17 protein-coding genes are annotated in these 17,571 nt (G+C 68.5%); 7 read left to right on the top strand and 10 right to left on the bottom strand.

What is annotated here, in order from left to right; translation table 11 throughout:
* The 6 genes from trkA to dusB all read right to left on the bottom strand — a co-directional run bounded on the left by trkA (nt 1) and on the right by dusB (nt 8,648).
* The gene (gene trkA, locus N8I71_RS03455) at nt 1–1,413 is read right to left on the bottom strand and encodes a Trk system potassium transporter TrkA (protein ID WP_406676067.1); all 1,413 of its coding nucleotides are present in this window, start codon (nt 1,411–1,413) and stop codon (nt 1–3) included.
* 48 nt (nt 1,414–1,461) lie between these two features.
* Nucleotides 1,462–2,862: a nitrogen assimilation response regulator NtrX gene (gene ntrX, locus N8I71_RS03450; RefSeq protein ID WP_262876533.1), complete on the bottom strand. Its 1,401-nt coding sequence runs from the start codon at nt 2,860–2,862 to the stop codon at nt 1,462–1,464.
* Nucleotides 2,863–5,079, bottom strand: coding sequence for a sensor histidine kinase NtrY-like (locus N8I71_RS03445; protein ID WP_262876532.1), 2,217 nt, complete (start codon nt 5,077–5,079; stop codon nt 2,863–2,865).
* Between the two features lie 126 nt (nt 5,080–5,205).
* The gene (locus N8I71_RS03440) at nt 5,206–6,582 is read right to left on the bottom strand and encodes a sigma-54 dependent transcriptional regulator (RefSeq protein ID WP_262876531.1); all 1,377 of its coding nucleotides are present in this window, start codon (nt 6,580–6,582) and stop codon (nt 5,206–5,208) included.
* Nucleotides 6,583–6,615: 33 nt separating this feature from the next.
* Nucleotides 6,616–7,686, bottom strand: a complete 1,071-nt coding sequence (locus tag N8I71_RS03435; protein ID WP_262876530.1) for a two-component system sensor histidine kinase NtrB — start codon at nt 7,684–7,686, stop codon at nt 6,616–6,618.
* Nucleotides 7,683–8,648: a tRNA dihydrouridine synthase DusB gene (gene dusB, locus N8I71_RS03430; protein WP_262876529.1), complete on the bottom strand. Its 966-nt coding sequence runs from the start codon at nt 8,646–8,648 to the stop codon at nt 7,683–7,685. Before dusB ends, N8I71_RS03435 begins: the two co-directional genes overlap by 4 nt.
* 202 nt (nt 8,649–8,850) lie before the next feature.
* Here dusB and N8I71_RS03425 point away from each other — a divergent pair, with 202 nt between their 5' ends.
* The 3 genes from N8I71_RS03425 to N8I71_RS03415 are packed head-to-tail and all read left to right on the top strand — an operon-like array spanning nt 8,851 to nt 10,990.
* On the top strand, nt 8,851–10,035 hold the full coding sequence (locus N8I71_RS03425; protein WP_262876528.1) for a bifunctional 2-C-methyl-D-erythritol 4-phosphate cytidylyltransferase/2-C-methyl-D-erythritol 2,4-cyclodiphosphate synthase: 1,185 nt from the start codon (nt 8,851–8,853) through the stop codon (nt 10,033–10,035).
* Complete coding sequence (locus tag N8I71_RS03420) at nt 10,032–10,529, top strand: phosphatidylglycerophosphatase A family protein (protein WP_262876527.1); 498 nt, start codon at nt 10,032–10,034, stop codon at nt 10,527–10,529. Before N8I71_RS03425 ends, N8I71_RS03420 begins: the two co-directional genes overlap by 4 nt.
* Nucleotides 10,526–10,990 (top strand): CinA family protein, encoded by a 465-nt coding sequence (locus N8I71_RS03415; protein WP_262876526.1) that lies wholly within the window; start codon nt 10,526–10,528, stop codon nt 10,988–10,990. Before N8I71_RS03420 ends, N8I71_RS03415 begins: the two co-directional genes overlap by 4 nt.
* 7 nt (nt 10,991–10,997) lie before the next feature.
* Here N8I71_RS03415 and N8I71_RS03410 read toward each other — a convergent pair whose 3' ends face one another.
* Nucleotides 10,998–11,462, bottom strand: coding sequence for a type II toxin-antitoxin system RatA family toxin (locus tag N8I71_RS03410; RefSeq protein ID WP_262876525.1), 465 nt, complete (start codon nt 11,460–11,462; stop codon nt 10,998–11,000).
* A 91-nt stretch (nt 11,463–11,553) separates the two neighbouring features.
* Between N8I71_RS03410 and hpt the strand changes: the two genes are divergently transcribed.
* The 4 genes from hpt to N8I71_RS03390 all read left to right on the top strand — a co-directional run bounded on the left by hpt (nt 11,554) and on the right by N8I71_RS03390 (nt 13,833).
* Nucleotides 11,554–12,114 (top strand): hypoxanthine phosphoribosyltransferase, encoded by a 561-nt coding sequence (gene hpt / locus N8I71_RS03405; protein ID WP_262876524.1) that lies wholly within the window; start codon nt 11,554–11,556, stop codon nt 12,112–12,114.
* Entirely contained in the window at nt 12,114–12,299 is a 186-nt protein-coding gene (locus N8I71_RS03400) for a hypothetical protein (RefSeq protein WP_262876523.1), read from the top strand. The genes hpt and N8I71_RS03400 overlap by 1 nt, the downstream gene beginning before the upstream one ends.
* Nucleotides 12,300–12,432: 133 nt before the next feature.
* Nucleotides 12,433–12,900 carry a c-type cytochrome gene (locus tag N8I71_RS03395; protein ID WP_262876522.1) on the top strand — a complete coding sequence of 156 codons (468 nt, stop codon included), beginning with the start codon at nt 12,433–12,435 and terminating at the stop codon, nt 12,898–12,900.
* A 42-nt stretch (nt 12,901–12,942) separates the two neighbouring features.
* Nucleotides 12,943–13,833, top strand: a complete 891-nt coding sequence (locus N8I71_RS03390) for a cytochrome c (RefSeq protein WP_262876521.1) — start codon at nt 12,943–12,945, stop codon at nt 13,831–13,833.
* Here N8I71_RS03390 and N8I71_RS03385 read toward each other — a convergent pair.
* The 3 genes from N8I71_RS03385 to N8I71_RS03375 form a co-directional block, all read right to left on the bottom strand.
* The gene (locus N8I71_RS03385; protein WP_262876520.1) at nt 13,808–15,196 is read right to left on the bottom strand and encodes a tetratricopeptide repeat protein; all 1,389 of its coding nucleotides are present in this window, start codon (nt 15,194–15,196) and stop codon (nt 13,808–13,810) included. The two genes, N8I71_RS03390 and N8I71_RS03385, sit on opposite strands and share 26 nt — an antisense overlap.
* 19 nt (nt 15,197–15,215) lie before the next feature.
* Complete coding sequence (gene lipA, locus N8I71_RS03380) at nt 15,216–16,166, bottom strand: lipoyl synthase (RefSeq protein WP_262876519.1); 951 nt, start codon at nt 16,164–16,166, stop codon at nt 15,216–15,218.
* Between the two features lie 109 nt (nt 16,167–16,275).
* Nucleotides 16,276–17,421: a DUF6456 domain-containing protein gene (locus N8I71_RS03375; RefSeq protein WP_262876518.1), complete on the bottom strand. Its 1,146-nt coding sequence runs from the start codon at nt 17,419–17,421 to the stop codon at nt 16,276–16,278.
* Nucleotides 17,422–17,571 lie beyond the last annotated feature (150 nt).

The raw sequence follows: 17,571 nt of genomic DNA, 5'->3' as shown, positions 1-17,571 counted from the left end.
TCAGAAGAAGTCGATGGAGACCTGCAGGAGCGTCTCCACCGCTGGCACGTCGGCGGCGAGCGCGAAGATCACGATCGCGTCGCCCTCCTCGATGCGGGTGGAGCCGGTCGGCCGCAGGACCTTGCCGCCCTTCTGCACGGCCGCCAGGATCGCACCCTCGGGAAAGCCGATGTCGCGCACCGCGCGCCCGGCCATGGACGAGGTCGACAGGACCTGCGCCTCGATCACCTCGGCCTCCGCGTCGCCGATGGAATAGACGCCGCGCACGCGCCCGTGCCGGATATGGCGCAGGATGGAACTTACCGTTGTGGCACGCGGGTTGATGTAGGCGTCGATCGCCAGGGGGCCCATCAGGGGGACAAGCGTCGGATCGTTGACCAGCGCGATGGCCATGCGCGCGCCCGCGGACTTCGCGCGGACCGAGGCGAGAAGGTTCGTCTTGTCGTCGTCGGTGACGCACAGGACGGCGTCCGTGCGCTCCACCCCCGCCTCGCGCAGGAGATCCATGTCGAGCCCGTCGCCGTGAAGGACGATGGTCCGCTCCAGCGCGTCGGCGGCCACCTCGGCCCGGCTGCGGCTGGCTTCGATCACGCGGCTGCGGATGCGGTGGGGCCCGCCCTCGAGCGCGCGCGCGACGCTGAGGCCCACGTTGCCGCCGCCGATCACGATGACCCGCTCTGGCGCCTTGGTGGCCTTGCCGAAGATCTCGAGCGTCCGCAGCCTGTCCTGCGCGTGGGTGAAGACGTAGATCTGATCGTTCTCGAAAAGCTGGTCGCCCGGCGCCGGGACAAAGAGGGTCCCCTCCCGACGAACGCCGACCACGATGGCCCTGAGCGTCGAAAACAGTTCGGAAAGCTGGCGCAGCGGCGTGTTCAGGACCGGGCAATCGGGACCGAGCACGATCCCCAGCATCTGCGCGTCGCCCGACAGGAAGGTCTCGGTGTCGAAGGTCGAGGGCGAGGCGATGCGGCGAAGCGCTGCCTCGGCCACTTCCCTTTCCGGGGAGATCACCACGTCGATCGGCAGGTGGTCGCGCCGGTAGAGGTCGGAATAGATCGCGTCGAGGTAGGACTGGCTCCGCAGGCGGGCGATCTTGCGCGGCACGGAGAAGACCGAGTGCGCCACCTGGCAGGTGACCATGTTGACCTCGTCCGAGAAGGTCGCCGCGATGATCATGTCGGCATCGCGCGCGCCGGCCTTGTCGAGCACGTCGGGGTGGCTGGCGAAGCCCGTCAGGCCCTGCACGTCGAGCGTATCGGTCGCGCGGCGCACGAGCGCGGGGTTGTTGTCCACCACGGTGACGTCGTTGTTCTCGCCCGAAAGGTGACGCGCGATCTGCCAACCGACCTGGCCCGCGCCGCAGATGATGACCTTCATGTGCCCATTGCCCGGACAGGTGTAATTGAGCCCCAAGCCATGGCAGAGCGGCAGTCGGGCGTCAATCGAGCCGGCGGAGGCAGCCTAGTCTTCCTCGACTTCCGCCACGCGGCTTCCGGCCTTGTTGGAGGTCACTACGCCCAGCGATTTCAGCTTTCTGTGCAGGGCCGAACGCTCCATTCCGACGAAGCTCGCGGTCCGGGATATGTTGCCGCCGAAGCGGTTGATCTGCGCCATGAGGTAGTGACGCTCGAACAGTTCGCGGGCCTCGCGCAGGGGCAGCGTGGTGAGCGAGGCCGAGAGCGACAGGTCGCCCTCGCCGTCGGACCGGTGATCGGTGGGGCTCGGCAGGTCGCGCGCCTCGATGGGACCGGTCCCCTCGCCCAGGATCAGCACCCGCTCGACCACGTTGCGCAATTGCCGGACGTTGCCGGGCCAGCTCATCGTCTGCAGCATGGCGACCGCGTCCTCGCCAAGCTCGCGCAGCGGCAGGCCCTGGTCGCGGTTGAAGGTCTCGATGAAATGGCGGGCCAGTTCGGGGATGTCCTCGCGCCGGTCCTCCAGCGGCGGAACCTCGATCGGCACCACGTTCAGCCGGTGATAGAGCTCCTCGCGGAAGCGGCCCGCGGCAATCTCGGCGAGGAGATCGCGGGTGGTGGACGAGATCACGCGCAGGTCGACCCGGACCTTCGCGGTCCCGCCCACGCGGGTAAAGCTCTGGTCGACGAGGACGCGCAGGATCTTGGACTGCGTGCCGAGCGGCATGTCCGCGACCTCGTCAAAGTAGATCACCCCGCCATGGGCCTGTTCCAGAAGCCCCTGTTCCACACCGCGTTCGGGGCTTTCGCGGCCGAACAGCACCTCCTCCATGTGGTCGGGCTGGATCGCGGCGGACGAGACCGTGACGAAGGGGGCGCCCGCGCGGTTGGAATTCGCGTGGATCCAGCGCGCGGCCACTTCCTTGCCGGACCCCGGCCCGCCCGTCAGCATCACCCGGCCGTTCGACTTCGTGACCTTGTCCAGCTGCGACTTCAGCGTCCGGATGCCGGCGGAGGACCCGACCATGTCGGTCGCGCGGACCTCCTGCCGGCGCAGCTGCGAATTTTCCCGCCTCAGGCGCGAGGTTTCCATCGCCCGGCGGATCACCACGAGAAGCTGGTCAATGTTGAAGGGCTTTTCGATGAAGTCGTAGGCCCCCTGCTTGATCGCCGCGACAGCGATCTCGATGTTGCCGTGGCCCGATATGATGACGACGGGCACGTCGGGGTTGTCCTGGCGCACATGTTTCAGGATGTCGATCCCGTCCATGCTGCTGTCTTTCAGCCAGATATCGAGGACCATAAGGCTTGGCGCGGCCTTGTTCAGCTCGGCCATGCACTCGTCCGAGGTCCCCGCCCGTCGGGTCGTGAACCCCTCGTCCTCGAGGATGTCGCAGATCAGTTCGCGGATATCCCGCTCGTCGTCGACCACCAGAATGTCGGACATCTATCCCTCCCGGGTTTCGGCCTGAAGCCGCGGCAAAGTGATACGCGCCATCGCACCGCGATGCGCGCCTTCTGAAAATTCCTCGGCATCGACGAGCTCCAGCGTCCCGCCATGCTCCTCGACGATCTTCTTGACGATGGGCAGGCCGAGGCCCGTGCCCTTCTCGCGTGTCGTCACGTAAGGCTCGAACAGCTTCGCACGGTCCGGCGGCAGGCCGATGCCGTTGTCCGCGATCTCGACGACCAGCGTGTCGGGCGTCGTGGTCATCCGCACGCGAAGCTCGGGGCGGAAACCTTCCGGCGCGCCTTTTTCCACAAGGCTTTCAATGGCCTCTCCGCCGTTCTTCATGAGGTTCGTCAGCGCTTGTCCGATCATCGTGGCGTCCAGCTCGGCCATGACCGGCTCTTCCGGCAGGGACACAGTGAAGACCACGCCGGGCTGCCCCGCCTTCTGCAGCGTCACCGCCTCGCGCAGAAGCTGGACTGCATCCTCGGCGCGGGTCTCCGGCTCGGGCATGCGGGCGAATTTCGAGAACTCGTCCACGATACGCCTGAGGTCGTTGGTCTGGCGCACGACGACTTCGGTCATCTGCTCCAGTTGGGCCGCGTCGTCTTCGGACAGATGGCGGGCGAACTTGCGCTTGATCCGTTCCGCCGACAGCTGGATCGGCGTAAGCGGGTTCTTGATCTCGTGGGCGATGCGGCGCGCCACATCCCCCCAGGCCGCCATTCGCTGCGCCGACACCAGGTCGGTCACGTCGTCGAAGGCGACCACGTAGCCCTCGAGCGTTCCCTCGGTATTGCGCCGCGTGGCCATGCGGACGAGCAGGCTTTCCTGTTTTCCCTTCCGCGTCAGCTTGATCTCCTCCTGCACGCTCTCGCTGAAGCTGGAGGTGAGACGCTCGAAGAGGGCCGCGAATTCCGGCACGGCGGCCTGAAGCGACAGGCCGGAATCGCGCTGATCCACCAGGCCCAGAAGCCGGAGCGCGGAGCGGTTCATGAAGTCTATCCGTCCCTCGGCGTTCAACCCGATGACACCGGCCGTGACGCTGGTCAGCACCGAATCGAACAGCCGCCGCCGCGCCTCCGTCGCCGCGTTCTGCTCGATCAGCGTGTCGCGCTGGCCCTTCAGCTGCCGCGTCATCTGGTTGAACAGCTGGCCGAGCATGGCGATCTCGTCGTCGGTCTGCTCTTCCTCCACGCGGACATCGAGGTCGCCCTGACCCACGCGCTGCGCGGCACTGGCCAGACGGCCCACGGGGCGCGACAACCGTTCGGCGAACCACAGGCCCAGCCAGATCGCGGCCAGAACCATGATGATCGCGAAGCCGAGGTAGAGGAGGCCGAACTCGAACAGCACCCGCCCCCGGTCAAGTTCCAGCTGGCGATAGAGCTGGACCGTCTGCTGGGTCTCGTCGAGAAGCGCGATGATCTCGCCGTCCACGTCGCGGCTGACATAGAGATACCGGTCCGGGAAGGCGTCGAGCCGCAGGAGCGCGCGGAACTCGTTCTGCGCCCGGTCCTCGATGAGGACAAGTTCGCCCGCCTCGGCGCGCGACAGCGCTTCGTCGTCGGGACGCTCGAAATCGAACAGGTAGGAGCGTTCGCCCCGCGCCCGGATCTCGCCGCCGCCATCGATCACGAAAGCCTCGCGAAGGCCCCGCTGGATCCGCCCCTGCCCCTGGCTCAGCAGCTGCCGCAACTCGCCGTCGGTCAGGAAGGGCGCGGCCCGCCGGTTGAGGTTGAGGAAGGCCGCCAGCGCGCGGGCGTCCTCGGACAGGTCGTCGCGGTGCTCCTGCTGGTAGGCGACGGCGGCATCCACCGAATTGCCAAGTGCGGTCGATACCCGGTCGGAGAACCAGCCCTCGAGGCCCATGTTCACAGTGATCGTGGCGAAGACGGCGACGAGGATCGTGGGCACCAGCGCCACGATCGTGAAGACACCCGTCAGCCTAAGATGGAGCCGCGATCCGGCCGAGCGCGCGCGGCGGGAAGCGACGATCCGGGCGACCTCCCGCAGGACGAGCGCGGCGACGACGAGAATGTAGACGAGGTCGGCCAGCAGCACGAGGCGCAAGGCCGGCGTGACGACCGACTCGGCCAGCGGACCGAGAACGAGAAACGTCGCCATGGCCAGCGCAGGCCCGAGCAGCACGAGGCCGAGCGTCCCGGCGGAACGCCACTTGCGCTGCCTGCGCATGTGCGAAAGGCGCTCCATCAACGAGGGCGCCGGCCTGTCGGCTGGACGTTCAACCACGCTCTGCCACTGCTCCCCCAAGGTCCGCGGATGATCCGCCGGAGCGTTTGGCGGCCGTGCCTATTCTGCCACGTGCCTGTTGCGCTTTTACATCAACTTGCGGCGCCGTGTCACGCGAATATCCAGATCGGTGATCTTTTTTCGCAAAGTATTGCGGTTGATCCCGAGAAGCTCCGCACATTTAGCCTGGTTGCCGCCGGTGGCTTCCAGCGCGATTTCGATAAGCGGCATCTCCACCTCGCGCAGGATCCGGGCATAGAGACCGGGCGGCGGCAACACTCCGCCATGCAGGTCGAAATAGCGGCGCAGGTGTTTGCCGACGGAGGCCGAGAGCTTGTCGCCAGCCCCCCCGCCCATCAGCGGCTCGATCGCCGGCTGGGAGCCGAGAACCATCTCGATCTCTGCGCGCGTGATCTCCTCGGACGGGCTGGTGACGGTGAGCCGGCGGATGGTGTTTTCCAGCTGACGCACGTTGCCCGGCCAGGAATAGGCGCGGATCAGGTCCATCGCGTCGTTGGCAAAGCGCCGGACGGTGGTTCCGTCGCGCTCGGCCCGGGCGAGGAAATGGTTGGCCAGCAACGGGATATCGTCGACCCGTTCGCGCAGGGAGGGAACCGAGATGGTCACGCCGCCGAGGCGGTAGAACAGGTCCTGCCGGAACTCGCCGGCCTCCATCCGCTCCATCAGGTCCTTCTGGCTGGTGGCCATCACGCGCGGCGCGCTGTCGCCCATCGCGTCGAGCATCCGCACGATCTTGCCTTGCGCCAGCTCGCCCAGATCGCCCACCTCGTCGAACAGGATCGAGCCGCCCCGCGCCCGTGCAAGCACCGCCGATGGCCCGTCCATCCCCTCCAGGTCGCCCGGCGAGGCCACCACGAACGGCAGCGTCCGTCGGTCCGAGAAGTCGTGGATCGCCCGCGCAATCAGGCTTTTGCCGGTCCCGCTCTCGCCGGTGATGAGAACCGGAAGGTCGGTGTTCATCACACGGGCCACAAGCCGGTAGAGCGCCTGCATCGACGGCGTCCGGCCCACCAGGGGCAGATCCTCCTGCGCCGATGGGACCGGCTCGGACGGGGTGCGCACGGCGGGCGTGGCGCGGCGCTTCTGGTCGAGCGCGCGGGCCGCCCGCTTCATCAGGTCGGGCAGATCGAAGGGCTTCGGCAGGTAGTCGTAGGCGTCGGCCTCGGTGGCCTGGATCGCCGTCATGATTGTGTTCTGCGCCGAGATGATGATGACGGGCAGGCCCGGGCGCCGCTCGGAAATCTGCGGCAGCGTCTCGAGCCCGTTGCCGTCGGGCATGATGACGTCGGAGATCACGAGGTCGCCCTTCCCCTCCTCGACCCAGCGCATCAGCGTCATCAGGCTCGAGGTCGCATGCACCTTGCAGCCCGCGCGGGTCAGCGCCTGGGTCAGGACCGTGCGGATTGTGCGGTCGTCGTCGGCGACGAGAACGGTACCGTCCATGTCAGAATGCTCCGGTGGTCAGGGAATTGGCGCTCATTGCGAAACCTCGCGCGGCGCGATGGGAAGGGAGATGCGGAAGACGGTGCGGCCCGGCACGGAATCGACCGCGATCCAGCCGTCATGGTCCGATATGATCTTGGAGATCAGCGCGAGCCCGAGGCCCGTGCCGTTCTCACGCCCCGAGACGAAGGGCTCGAAGATGTCCGAGGCGATTTCCGGCGGGATGCCGGGGCCGTCGTCGATCACCTCGACCTGAAGCGGCACGGCGGCGCCGGTGCCGTCCTTGCGGCGGACCTTCAGCGAAAGCTCGTAGAAGGTGCGGATGCGGATCGTGCCACCGTGCCGCCCGGCTTCGGCGGCGTTCTTGAGGAGGTTGAGGAAAACCTGCTGCAACTGGTCGGGATCGCCCCAAGTGGGCGGCAGCGAGGGGTCGTAGTCGTCCTCGATCTCCATATGCGCGGCGAACCCCACGGCGGCGAGCTTGCGCGCCCGGTCGAGCACGTCGTGGATGTTGACCGCGCGCCGCTCGGGCGGACGGACATTGCCGAATTCCTCCACCTGGCTGAGGAGCTTGAGGATACGGCGGGTTTCCTCGACGATCAGATCGGTCAGCTCCCGCTCCTCGCCGGTCGCGCTCATCGAGATGAGCTGCGCCGCGCCGGTGATGCCGGCCAGCGGGTTCTTGATCTCGTGGGCCAGCATCTCGGCCATGCCGATCGCGGATTTCGCGGCCGATTTCGAATGCATCGCCCGGTCGAGCCGCCCGGCCAGTTCCCGGTTCTCGAGCAGCACCAGCACATGGTCGGGCTTGTCGGCGAGCGGCGCGATCTGCACGTCGCAGGAGACGGGCTTGCGGCTGCCGGTGCCGACATCGACGGCGTTGACGAAAAGCGCGGAGTGACCCTCGCGGATGCGCCCGAACGCTTCCTCCAGCGGCGCATCGACGAAGATCTTGTCCCAGACCGGATGACCGTCGAGCGACTTCTTGGAGGCGTTGAGAAAGGTCTCGGCCGCGGGGTTCACGTCGCAGATCCGGTCCTGTGCATCCACGATGAGCGCGGGCACAGGCAGCGAGACCCACAAAGATTGCGTCACCTCGGTCATGCCGCGGCCGCCTCCGGTTCCGCGGTCAGCGCCAGCGGAAGAAGACGCAGGACAAGCCGCGGGTCGCCTTCGGTCAGGAGGCGGCGGCGCAGACACGAGGGCGTGCCGGCGGTGTCCATGTACCAGCCGAGATGCTTGCGCGCGACGCGCAGGCCGAGCGCGGTGCCATAGAAGGCCAGCATGTCCTCGTAATGGCCGGCGACCATGGCGGCGAAGTCCTGGCCACGGGGCACCCTGGGCGTCGCGGTCCCGAAAAGCGCCGCGCCGATCTCGGCCAGCGCCCAGGGCCGTCCCTGCGCGCCGCGGCCGATCATGACGCCATCGGCGCCCGACAAGGACCGTGCGCGCGCAGCGGCTTCGGCGTCGAGGATGTCACCATTGGCGATGACCGGGATCGTCACGGCGTCCTTGACCTGCCGGATGGCGGCCCAGTCGGCCGCGCCCTTGTAGAACTGACAGCGGGTGCGGCCGTGGATCGTCACCATCGCCACGCCCGCACCCTCGGCGCGCGACGCAAGTTCGGCCGCGTTCAGGCAGTCGCCATCCCAGCCCAGCCGTGTCTTGAGCGTCACGGGGACGGAGACCGCACCGACCACGGCCTCGATCAGCGACAGCGCATGGTCGAGGTTCCGCATCAGTGCGGAGCCGGACAGACCGCCGACGACCTTCTTGGCCGGGCAGCCCATGTTGATGTCGATGATCCGCGCGCCCTGCCCCTCGGCGATGCGCGCGGCCTCCGCCATCCAGTGCGCCTCGCGGCCGGCCAGCTGCACGGCAGTCGCCGCCTCGCCGAACCCAAGCTCGGCGCGCGCGCGAACGGACGGCTTGGCCTCGACCATTTCCCGGCTCGCCACCATCTCCGAGACGACGAGGCCCGCCCCGAAGGAGGCGACCAGCCGACGGAACGGCAGATCCGTGATCCCGGCCATCGGCGCGAGGAACACGGGCGGTGTCAGCTCCATCCCTGCCAGTGAAACAGACAAATGCTCAATCCTTGTGCATGCGTTACTGTCGATAGTGCGCGAACCCGGAGAGTTCAAAGAAAAGCCCGGACTTTCAAACCGAGCCCCGGACTGCAGTACAGGTTTTGACCATGTCGCACAATTTTTAGGCAGTCGCCGCGCCGCATTGTGCGTCTGACGCTTTGCCCCTACACCACGGTCCATGTCGGACGAGGCCACGACTCCCACCACTCCCGTCGCCGCCGCGGTGATCGTCGCGGCCGGTCGCGGACTGCGCGCGGGCGGTGGATTACCCAAGCAATACAGAGGCCTGTTCGGAAGAACCGTGCTCGCCCGCACGGTCGAGGCCTTCGATGCGCACCCCTGCGTGGGCGAGATCGTCGTTGTCCGCAACAGCGAGGATGCCGGGCACTACGCCGCCGCCGGGATCACCGCGAAGAAGCCGCTTGCCGATGTGGAAGGCGGTGCGAGTCGCGACGCCTCCGTCCGGGCGGGGCTTGCCGCACTTTCTGGCCGGTTCCCCTTCGTGCTGATCCACGACGCCGCGCGCCCGCTGGTGCCGCGTACCGTGATCGACGGCGTTCTCGCGGCGCTTGAAACCCACGAAGGCGCGGCCCCCGCGCTGCCCGTCACCGACGCGCTCTGGCGCGGGGCGGAGACGGTGGACGGCACCGAGAACCGCGAGGGCCTCTGGCGGGCGCAGACGCCGCAGGGCTTCCGGCTGGAGGCGATCCGCGCGGCCCATGCCGCCCATGCCGCGCGCGGCGGCCCCGCCGCCGATGACGTGGAGGTTGCCCGCGCCCATGGCCTTGCCGTGGCGATCACGCCAGGCGACGAGGCCAACATGAAGATCACCGCGCCCGGCGATTTCGCCCGGGCCGCGCGCTTCCTGAACGATGGAGAGACGATGGATATCCGTACCGGCAACGGCTACGACGTGCACCGCTTCGGACCGGGGGATCACGTTGTCCTGTGCGGTCTGAAGATCCCGCATGACCGCGCGCTTCAGGGCCATTCCGACGCCGACGTGGGCCTGCACACGGTCACCGACGCGATCTACGGCGCGTTGGCCGAAGGCGACATCGGCACGCATTTCCCGCCCTCCGATCCGCAGTGGAAGGGTGCCGAAAGCCACATCTTCCTGACCCACGCCGTCGATCTGGCGGCCGACAGGGGCTTCGTCATCACCCACGCGGACCTGACGCTCGTCTGCGAACGGCCGAAGATCGGGCCCCATGCCGCCGAGATGCGCGCGGCGCTGGCATCCCTTTTGCGGATCGGTGTCGACCGCGTGTCGGTCAAGGCCACGACAACGGAACGGCTCGGCTTCACGGGTCGTGAGGAAGGGATCGCGGCGCTGGCCACCGTGACGCTGGTGAAGCCATGAGCCGGCTTGTCGCCACGCTGGCCGGCATCGGCTACCTGCGCCCCGCGCCCGGAACCTGGGGCAGCCTCGTCGCCCTTCCGCTGGCCTGGGCGGTGCATGTGCTCGGCGGCTTCTGGCTTTTTGCCGCGGCGACCGTCGCGGTCACCGTGGTCGGCTGGTGGGCTGTGGCGCGCGAGACGGCGGGACGCGCCGACAAGGACCCTTCCGAGATCGTCATCGACGAGGTCGCGGGCCAGTGGATCGCGCTCTGGCCGGTCTCCTACGGCGCGGTCTTCGCGGGCGTCGGCTTTCTCGACCTCTGGCCGGGGATTGTGACCGCCTTCCTCGCCTTCCGCGTCTTCGACATCTGGAAACCCGGGCCGGTGGGATGGGCCGACCGGCAGGAGGGCGCCATGGGCGTCATGGCCGACGACCTGATCGCGGGCTGGATGGCGGCGCTCGTGGTCGCGGTCGCGGCGGTCGTCGCCCATGTCCCGATGATCCTCGGCTCATGAGCGCGCGGGAAGTCGTCGAGACCCTGACGGCGCGCGGCTGGATGCTCGTCACCGCCGAAAGCTGCACCGGCGGCCTGATCGCCGCGGCCGTCACCGACGTGCCGGGTTCGTCCAGGGCGCTCGACAGAGGCTTCGTCACCTATTCCAACGCGGCCAAGATGGAAATGCTGGGCGTCGCGGAGGCGACGCTCGCCACCCATGGCGCGGTGTCCGAACCGGTGGCCGCCGAGATGGCGCAGGGCGCGCTGGCCCTATCCCATGCCCGGATCGCCGTCTCCGTGACCGGCATCGCGGGCCCCGGAGGGTCCGGGCAGAAGCCCGAGGGCCGGGTGTGCTTCGGGCTGGCGACCGGGGACGGCGTGACCACGCAAACCGTGGAATTCGGCGCGCTCGGCCGCGACGCCGTCCGGCGGGCCAGCGTCGACCACGCCTTGAAGCTGGTGCTGGACGCGCTCGGCTGAGGCGGGCTCAGGCGCTCGCGGCGCCCTTGCCGTAGAGATCGCGGGCGCGCGCCTCGAAGGCGCGCACGATCCGCTGCATCGCCTCGTGGAAAAAGAGCCCCGCCGCCCCCTGCAAAAGCTTGTTGCGGAACTCGAAATCCACGTCGAAGGCCACCTCGCAGCCGCCTTCGGGCAGGTCGCGGAAGGCCCAGGTGGAGTGCATGTGCCGGAACGGCCCCTCGATGTACTCGGTGTCGATGCGGCGGGTCCCGGGCCACATCGTGACGCGCGACAGGAACCGCTCGCGGAACATCTTGAAGCCCACGATGAGGTCCGCGAGCATCACTTCCGTATCCCCCTCGGGCGTCACGGACCGCACGCGCGAAGCGGCGATCCATGGAATGAACTGGGGATAACGCGCCACGTCGGCCACGAGCGCGTACATCTGCGCGGCCGTGTATGGCAGTTTCCGGGTCTCGGAATGGGCGGGCATGCCTCGCCTTTCTTCTTTCGCCTGCCAGCGCCATGTCATAAATACGCGTCCGGAAATCAAGCTTTGCGGCAAGTTTCGGCAGGGGGACATGATGGCGCAGCCCGGGCAGATCCCCGACTACCAGGTCATCCAGATGATCTCGGCGAAGTCCATCGCGGCACGGATCGAGGAACTCGCCCGCGAGATCGAGGCGGATTTCGCCGGCACCGAGAAACTGGTCGTCGTCGGCCTTCTGCGCGGGTCCTTCGTCTTCATCGCCGACCTCGTGCGCGAGATCGACCTGCCCGTCGAGGTCGATTTCCTCGAGGCCTCCTCCTACGGCAACGCGATGGAAAGCTCGCGCGAGGTCCGCATCATCAAGGACCTGCGCGGCGAGATCGCAGGGCGCGACGTGCTGGTCGTCGAGGATATCGTCGACACCGGCCACACGCTGGCGCATGTGGTGAACCTCCTGCGCTCCAAGGGTCCCGCGCGGCTCAAGACCATCGCGCTTCTGGACAAGCCGACGCGGCGCGAGGTGGACATCCGCGCCGACTGGACCGGTTTCGAGATCCCCGACGAGTTCGTGGTCGGCTACGGGATCGACTACGCGCAGCGCAACCGGAACCTGCCCTATATCGGCAAGGTGCGGATGCGTGCGCCCGCGGGCTGATGCCGCCCTTCCTGATCCGGATGCTCCTGTGGGCGCGCAGGCCCCCATCGCGCAGGCAGCAGATCGCCTTCGCGGTCGTCATCGGCATCGGCCTCGCCTTCGCGGCGATCGAACTGGTCTTCGGATGGCCCGAATGGCTGACGCCCGAGCGGGTGCCGCGCGGTCCGCGTTTCACCGCGCCGTAGGCCGGCTTCGCCGCGTTCTGCACAGGGTCCGTGCGGGCGTTCACAGAAGCTTAGGTTGACGCATGCCGTCACCACCTTACCGTCCTACCCGGAGCGTCCAACGTTTTGCCACCCACAGGGAGCCATAGTGACCATGACCATCCGTAAAACAGCCTTCGGCCTCGCGGCGCTTGCCGCACTGGCCACATCCGCTCCGTCCGCCTTTGCGCAGGACCTTCCCGCGCCCGTCCAGGCCCGCCAGGGGCAGATGGACGCCATGGCGCTGAACATCGGCGTTCTCGCCGGCATGGCGCGCGGCAATACCGAATACGATGCGGAAGCGGCGCAGGCAGCGGCCAACAACCTCGTGGCCCTGTCGCAGATCGACCAGCGTTTCAGCTGGCCCGAAGGCACCGACAATTTCTCGCTCGACGGCTCGCGCGCCCTGCCCGCGATCTGGGAGAACATGGCCGGCTTCACCGAGGACTACGTGGCCTTCGGGGCCGCGGCCACGGGCCTGGCCGCCGTCGCCGGCGACGGGCTGGAGGCGGTACAGGCCGCGCTCGGGCCGCTCGGCGGTACCTGCGGGGCCTGCCACGACGACTTCCGGCAGTCGCAGTAAGGCACTTCGGGCCGGGGCCCCGCGCCCTGGCCCGTCCTGTCCATGCGCCGCGTTTTCCTCCTCTTTCTCGCCGTCGCGGTCGCCGTGCTCGGCATCCTGTTCTACCTGACGCTTCCGGCGCGCGTTCCGCCGGAAGAGCTTGCGGGGCTGAGCGGCGATGCCGTGGCGGGCGAGGCGGTGTTCTGGGCGGCGGGCTGCGCATCGTGCCACGCCCCGGAGGAGGCGCGCGGGGAAGACAGGCTCGTGCTGTCGGGTGGCCGCGCCTTCCCGTCGGATTTCGGCACCTTCCGTGCCCCGAACATCTCGATGGACCCCGAGCACGGCATCGGCGCGTGGTCCTTCGCCGATTTCGTGACCGCGCTGCAGGAAGGCGTCAGCCCCGAGGGCCGCAACTACTACCCGGCCTTCCCCTACACCGCCTATCGCCTGGCGGAGCGTCAGGACCTCGCCGATCTCTGGGCCTTCTGGCAGACGCTGCCAGCCTCCGACACGCCGTCCCTGCCCCACGACATCGGCTTCCCCTTCTCGATCCGGCGGACGGTCGGGGTCTGGAACCTTCTCAACATGCCCGACGGCTTCACCGTGACCGGCGAGCTGAGCGCCGAGGCGGAGCGCGGCCGCTACCTCGCCGAGGCGCTGGCCCATTGCGCCGAATGCCATACGCCGCGCGACGCGCTCGGCGGGCTCGACCGGGCGGCGTGGATGACGGGTGCGCCGAACCCCTCCGGCACCGGCACGATCCCCCCGCTCACGCCCGACGAACTGAGATGGAGCGAGGCAGAGATCGCCGCCTATCTCGCCGACGGGTTCACGCCCTCCTTCGACAGTGCGGGCGGACACATGGCGGACGTCATCCGCAACCTCGCCAACCTTTCGGATGCCGACCGGCTGGCGATCGCGGCCTATCTCAAGGCGCTGCCTCCGGCGGAGTAGCCCCGGGCGGTGGAAGGGCGCGGAAGCGCGCGGCGGCCTCGGCACGCTCGTCTGGGGCGAGGCCCGCGGCATGGGCCGCGCAACTCTCGCGGTAGCCCTGCAGAAGCGCCTCATCCGTCTCGTGCGACATGGCCCAGAGGCACCAGGCATAGCCTTCGGCCCGGTCGACCGGTGCGATACCGTCGTTCAGCAGGAGATCGGCGAGGTTCCATCCGCCCAGCACGTAGCCGGCCCGCGCCGAAGCTTCGTAGAGCGCCGGCGCCGCCCCGGGATCGGGCAAGGCGCCCACACCGGTCTCCACCATGACGCCGAGATCGTTCAGCGCCTCGGGCAGGCCAAGGGCCGCCGCACGCTCCATCGCCGCCCGGGCCGCGAGGTGGTCGACCTGAGTTCCGATCCCGTCCCAATACGCAAGCGCCAGCCGGTGCGTCGCCGTTCCGATGCCGCGGGCGTCGGCGAGCGAGAGAAGCGACAGCGCGCGCTCGGGATCGTCGGGCACCGCCTCGTCACCGTCGGACAGCATCCGGGCGAGGTGGTACGCGCCCCAGCCATCGCCCGCTTCCGCGCCGCGGGCGAACCAGTCCGCGGCCCGCGTCGGGCGCGGTGCAAGACCCGCCCCGCCATCGCGGTGCAGAAGGCCCAGATCGGTCGCCGCCGCCGCATCCCCGGCCTCCGCGGCCATGGCAAGCCCCGCGCGCCCGCCCGAGGGGTCCGGCGGGCCGCCCACCCCCTGAAGCCGCATCCAGGACAGAAGCCGAAGCGCACCCGCCTCGCCCCTTGCCACGGCGGCCTCGGCCAGTGCACGGGCGCGGTCAGGCTCCGCATCGCCCGCCTGCCCCGTCGCCAGGATCCCGGCCAGCGCCGTCGCCGCGCCCGGTGTCTCTTCGGCCGCCAGCACGTCGAGCCGCGCCCGGAGCGAGGCCCAGTCGGGCCGCCCGAAAACGCCCGAGGCGATGAGCTGGATCAGGTTGACCTCCGCTGCCCGGCTTCCCAGACCCGCCGCCTGTTCGTAAAGGCGGGCGGCCGCCGAGGGGTCAACGTCCAAACCCAGTGCGCCTTCCTCCAGCGCCCGGCCAAGCGCGACGGCGGCCGTGACCGACCCCGACGCCGCCGCCGTCTGCAAGAGCGTGAGGGCCGTCGCGGGATCGGGCGCATCGCCATCCCGCGCGAGCAGGCCGAGGATCGCCAGCGCCTCGGCCGCGCCCGCCTCGGCCAGCGGACGGGAGATGCGCGCCGCCTCCTCGAAGCGGCCCTCGGCGAAGGCTGCGCGGGCGGCGTCGATGCCCTGCGCGGACAGAGACGCCGACATCGAAAGGGTCGCCGTCAGCGTCGCGGCGAGCCCCCTGAAAAAAACGTGACGCATCATCGGCCCGACCGAGGCCTCAGGCGATCCCGAGCTTCTGCAGCCGCGCCGCGCGCAGCCGGGCGAAATCGTCGCCCGCATGGTAGCTCGACCGCGTCAGCGGCGTGGCCGAGACCATGAGGAAGCCCTTGCCGTAGGCCGCCTTCTCGTAGGCGGCGAACTCGTCGGGATGCACGAAACGATCGACGGCGTGATGCTTGGGCGTCGGCTGCAGGTACTGGCCGATGGTCAGGAAATCGATATCCGCAGCGCGCATGTCGTCCATCACCTGCAGGACCGATTGGCGGTCCTCGCCGAGGCCGACCATGATGCCCGACTTCGTGAACATCGACGGGTCGAGTTCCTTCACCCGCTGCAGCAGCCGAAGCGAGTGGAAATAGCGCGCCCCTGGCCGCACCTCGGGGTAGAGGCCGGGCACGGTCTCGAGGTTGTGGTTGAAGACATCGGGCTTGGCCTCCACCACGACTTCCAGCGCACCGGCGTCGCATTTCAGGAAGTCCGGCGTCAGGATCTCGATCGTGGTCTCCGGCGAACGCTTGCGGATCGCGCGGATCGTCATGGCGAAATGTTCCGCGCCGCCATCTTCGAGGTCGTCGCGGTCGACGGACGTGATGACGACATGGTTCAGCCCGAGCTTCTGGACCGCGTCCGCGACGCGCCCCGGCTCGAACAGGTCGAGGTCCTGCGGCCGGCCCGTGGCCACGTTGCAGAAGGTGCAGCCCCGCGTGCAGATCTCGCCCATGATCATCATGGTCGCGTGCCCCTGGCTCCAGCATTCGCCGGCATTGGGGCAACCCGCCTCCTCGCAGACCGTCACCAGCTTGTGCTCGCGCATGATCTGGTGCGTCTTGCGATATCCCTCGCCCACGGGCGCCTTGACCCGGATCCACGAGGGTTTCTTGGGCTGGGCGTTGTCGGCGCGATGCGCCTTCTCGGGGTGGCGCTGATCGGGCAACTTCAGGTCACGCATGGATGTCTCGCGGATCCTCGGGCAGATTGTTCACCCTTAAATAATCGAGGACGCGGCGAATGTAACCGCGCAACTTGCGCACAGGCGGGTTGCGCGGCACGCAAGGCCCCTACTCCCGGAGCGCGGGCACGAAGCCGTAGCGATCCTCGTAATGCTTCAGAAGGCGCTGCAGCCCGATCTTCAGCACGACCTTGCCCGACCGCGCCGACCAGTTGAGCCGACGTTCGGCCGATTCGATCCCTTCGAGGAAACAGCAGACCCGCAGCACGATGTCCGACAGGCCCGGCCCGAGATCGTCCAGGGCCGCCGACACCCGCTCGCGCGCGGCGCGCGGTCCCTCGGCAAGGCCGGCATCGGACGAGAAATGGCCCCGGTCGGTGCCGGCGGTCAGGAAACGCTCCCAGTTCTGTCCGGTCCGCGGCCCCATCTGCGCGCGCTCGAAGTCCTCGCGCAGCTTCTCGCCCGCCTGCACGAGGTCGGGGGTCAGGAACGGTTTGCCATCGGGCCCTTTGCGGCGCGCGAAAGCCGCAAGCGGGCATTCGGAGAGGTTCACCCGGACCTTCTCGCGCCGGCCCGCGCCGGTGGAGATCTCGGCTTCGCCCCAGGTTGCGTGCTGCGCCTGGAAAAGGCCGGCCGGTTCGGCCATGCCGATGGCGGACCGGCGGCGACGGTCTTCCTCGAGCAGGCGCTTCAGCGCCGACTTGCCCGCAGGCGTGATCGTGTAGCGGGCGATCCGGCCCGGCTTCACGCAGGCGATCCAGTCCTTGACCGCGAAGGCCTGGGCGACCGTGCGGTCGACAACGGCGGTTCGCGTCTGCTCACCGGCCGGACCGGGCCGCAGAACCACGGATTTCTCCATGTCCCGGGCGACCGCCAGCATCGCGCCGGTCTCGCAGAGACGACGGAGAATACGGCGGGCTTCACGGGAGATCGTCGATTCATCGGAAACAATCGGCGAACGGAATGGCGCGGTCATGTCTTTGGACTCCTGTTGTGCGTTGGCGCGCCCGACAGCCCGCACGGCAAGTGCCGCGAGGGCGTCAAACGCTTCATCGATCAACGGGTCGTCCCGGCGTGCCTCGATGCGGCGCACACGCCGGCAGACGGTCGAGGCCGCCTGCCCGTCCAGCGCCGCGATGCGCCGGAGCGGCTGCCCCGCCGCGACGTGCGCGAGATACTGGCAGGCCGCCTCGGGCACCCAGCCCGGCATGTGTGTGGAAAGGCCGGAACAGCGCTCCGGCAGGGTCGAAGTCATGACCCGGTCCCCCTCGCGTTCCTGATCGACCGGGGCAGAATTTTCGTGGATTGATTACTGAATCGTTAAAATCCATCCAATTTGAGAAAATTGTTTCTCAATAATGAACAATTGGACGGGAGCGACCGGCGCGTGGCGGCTTGGCGCAAC

The organism is Roseicyclus sediminis, assembly GCF_025515305.1.
GTDB classification, from domain to species: Bacteria; Pseudomonadota; Alphaproteobacteria; order Rhodobacterales; family Rhodobacteraceae; genus Roseibacterium; species Roseibacterium sediminis.
The sequence above is the reverse complement of the archived record's forward strand: the minus strand, read 5'-3'. Positions and strand labels throughout refer to the sequence as shown.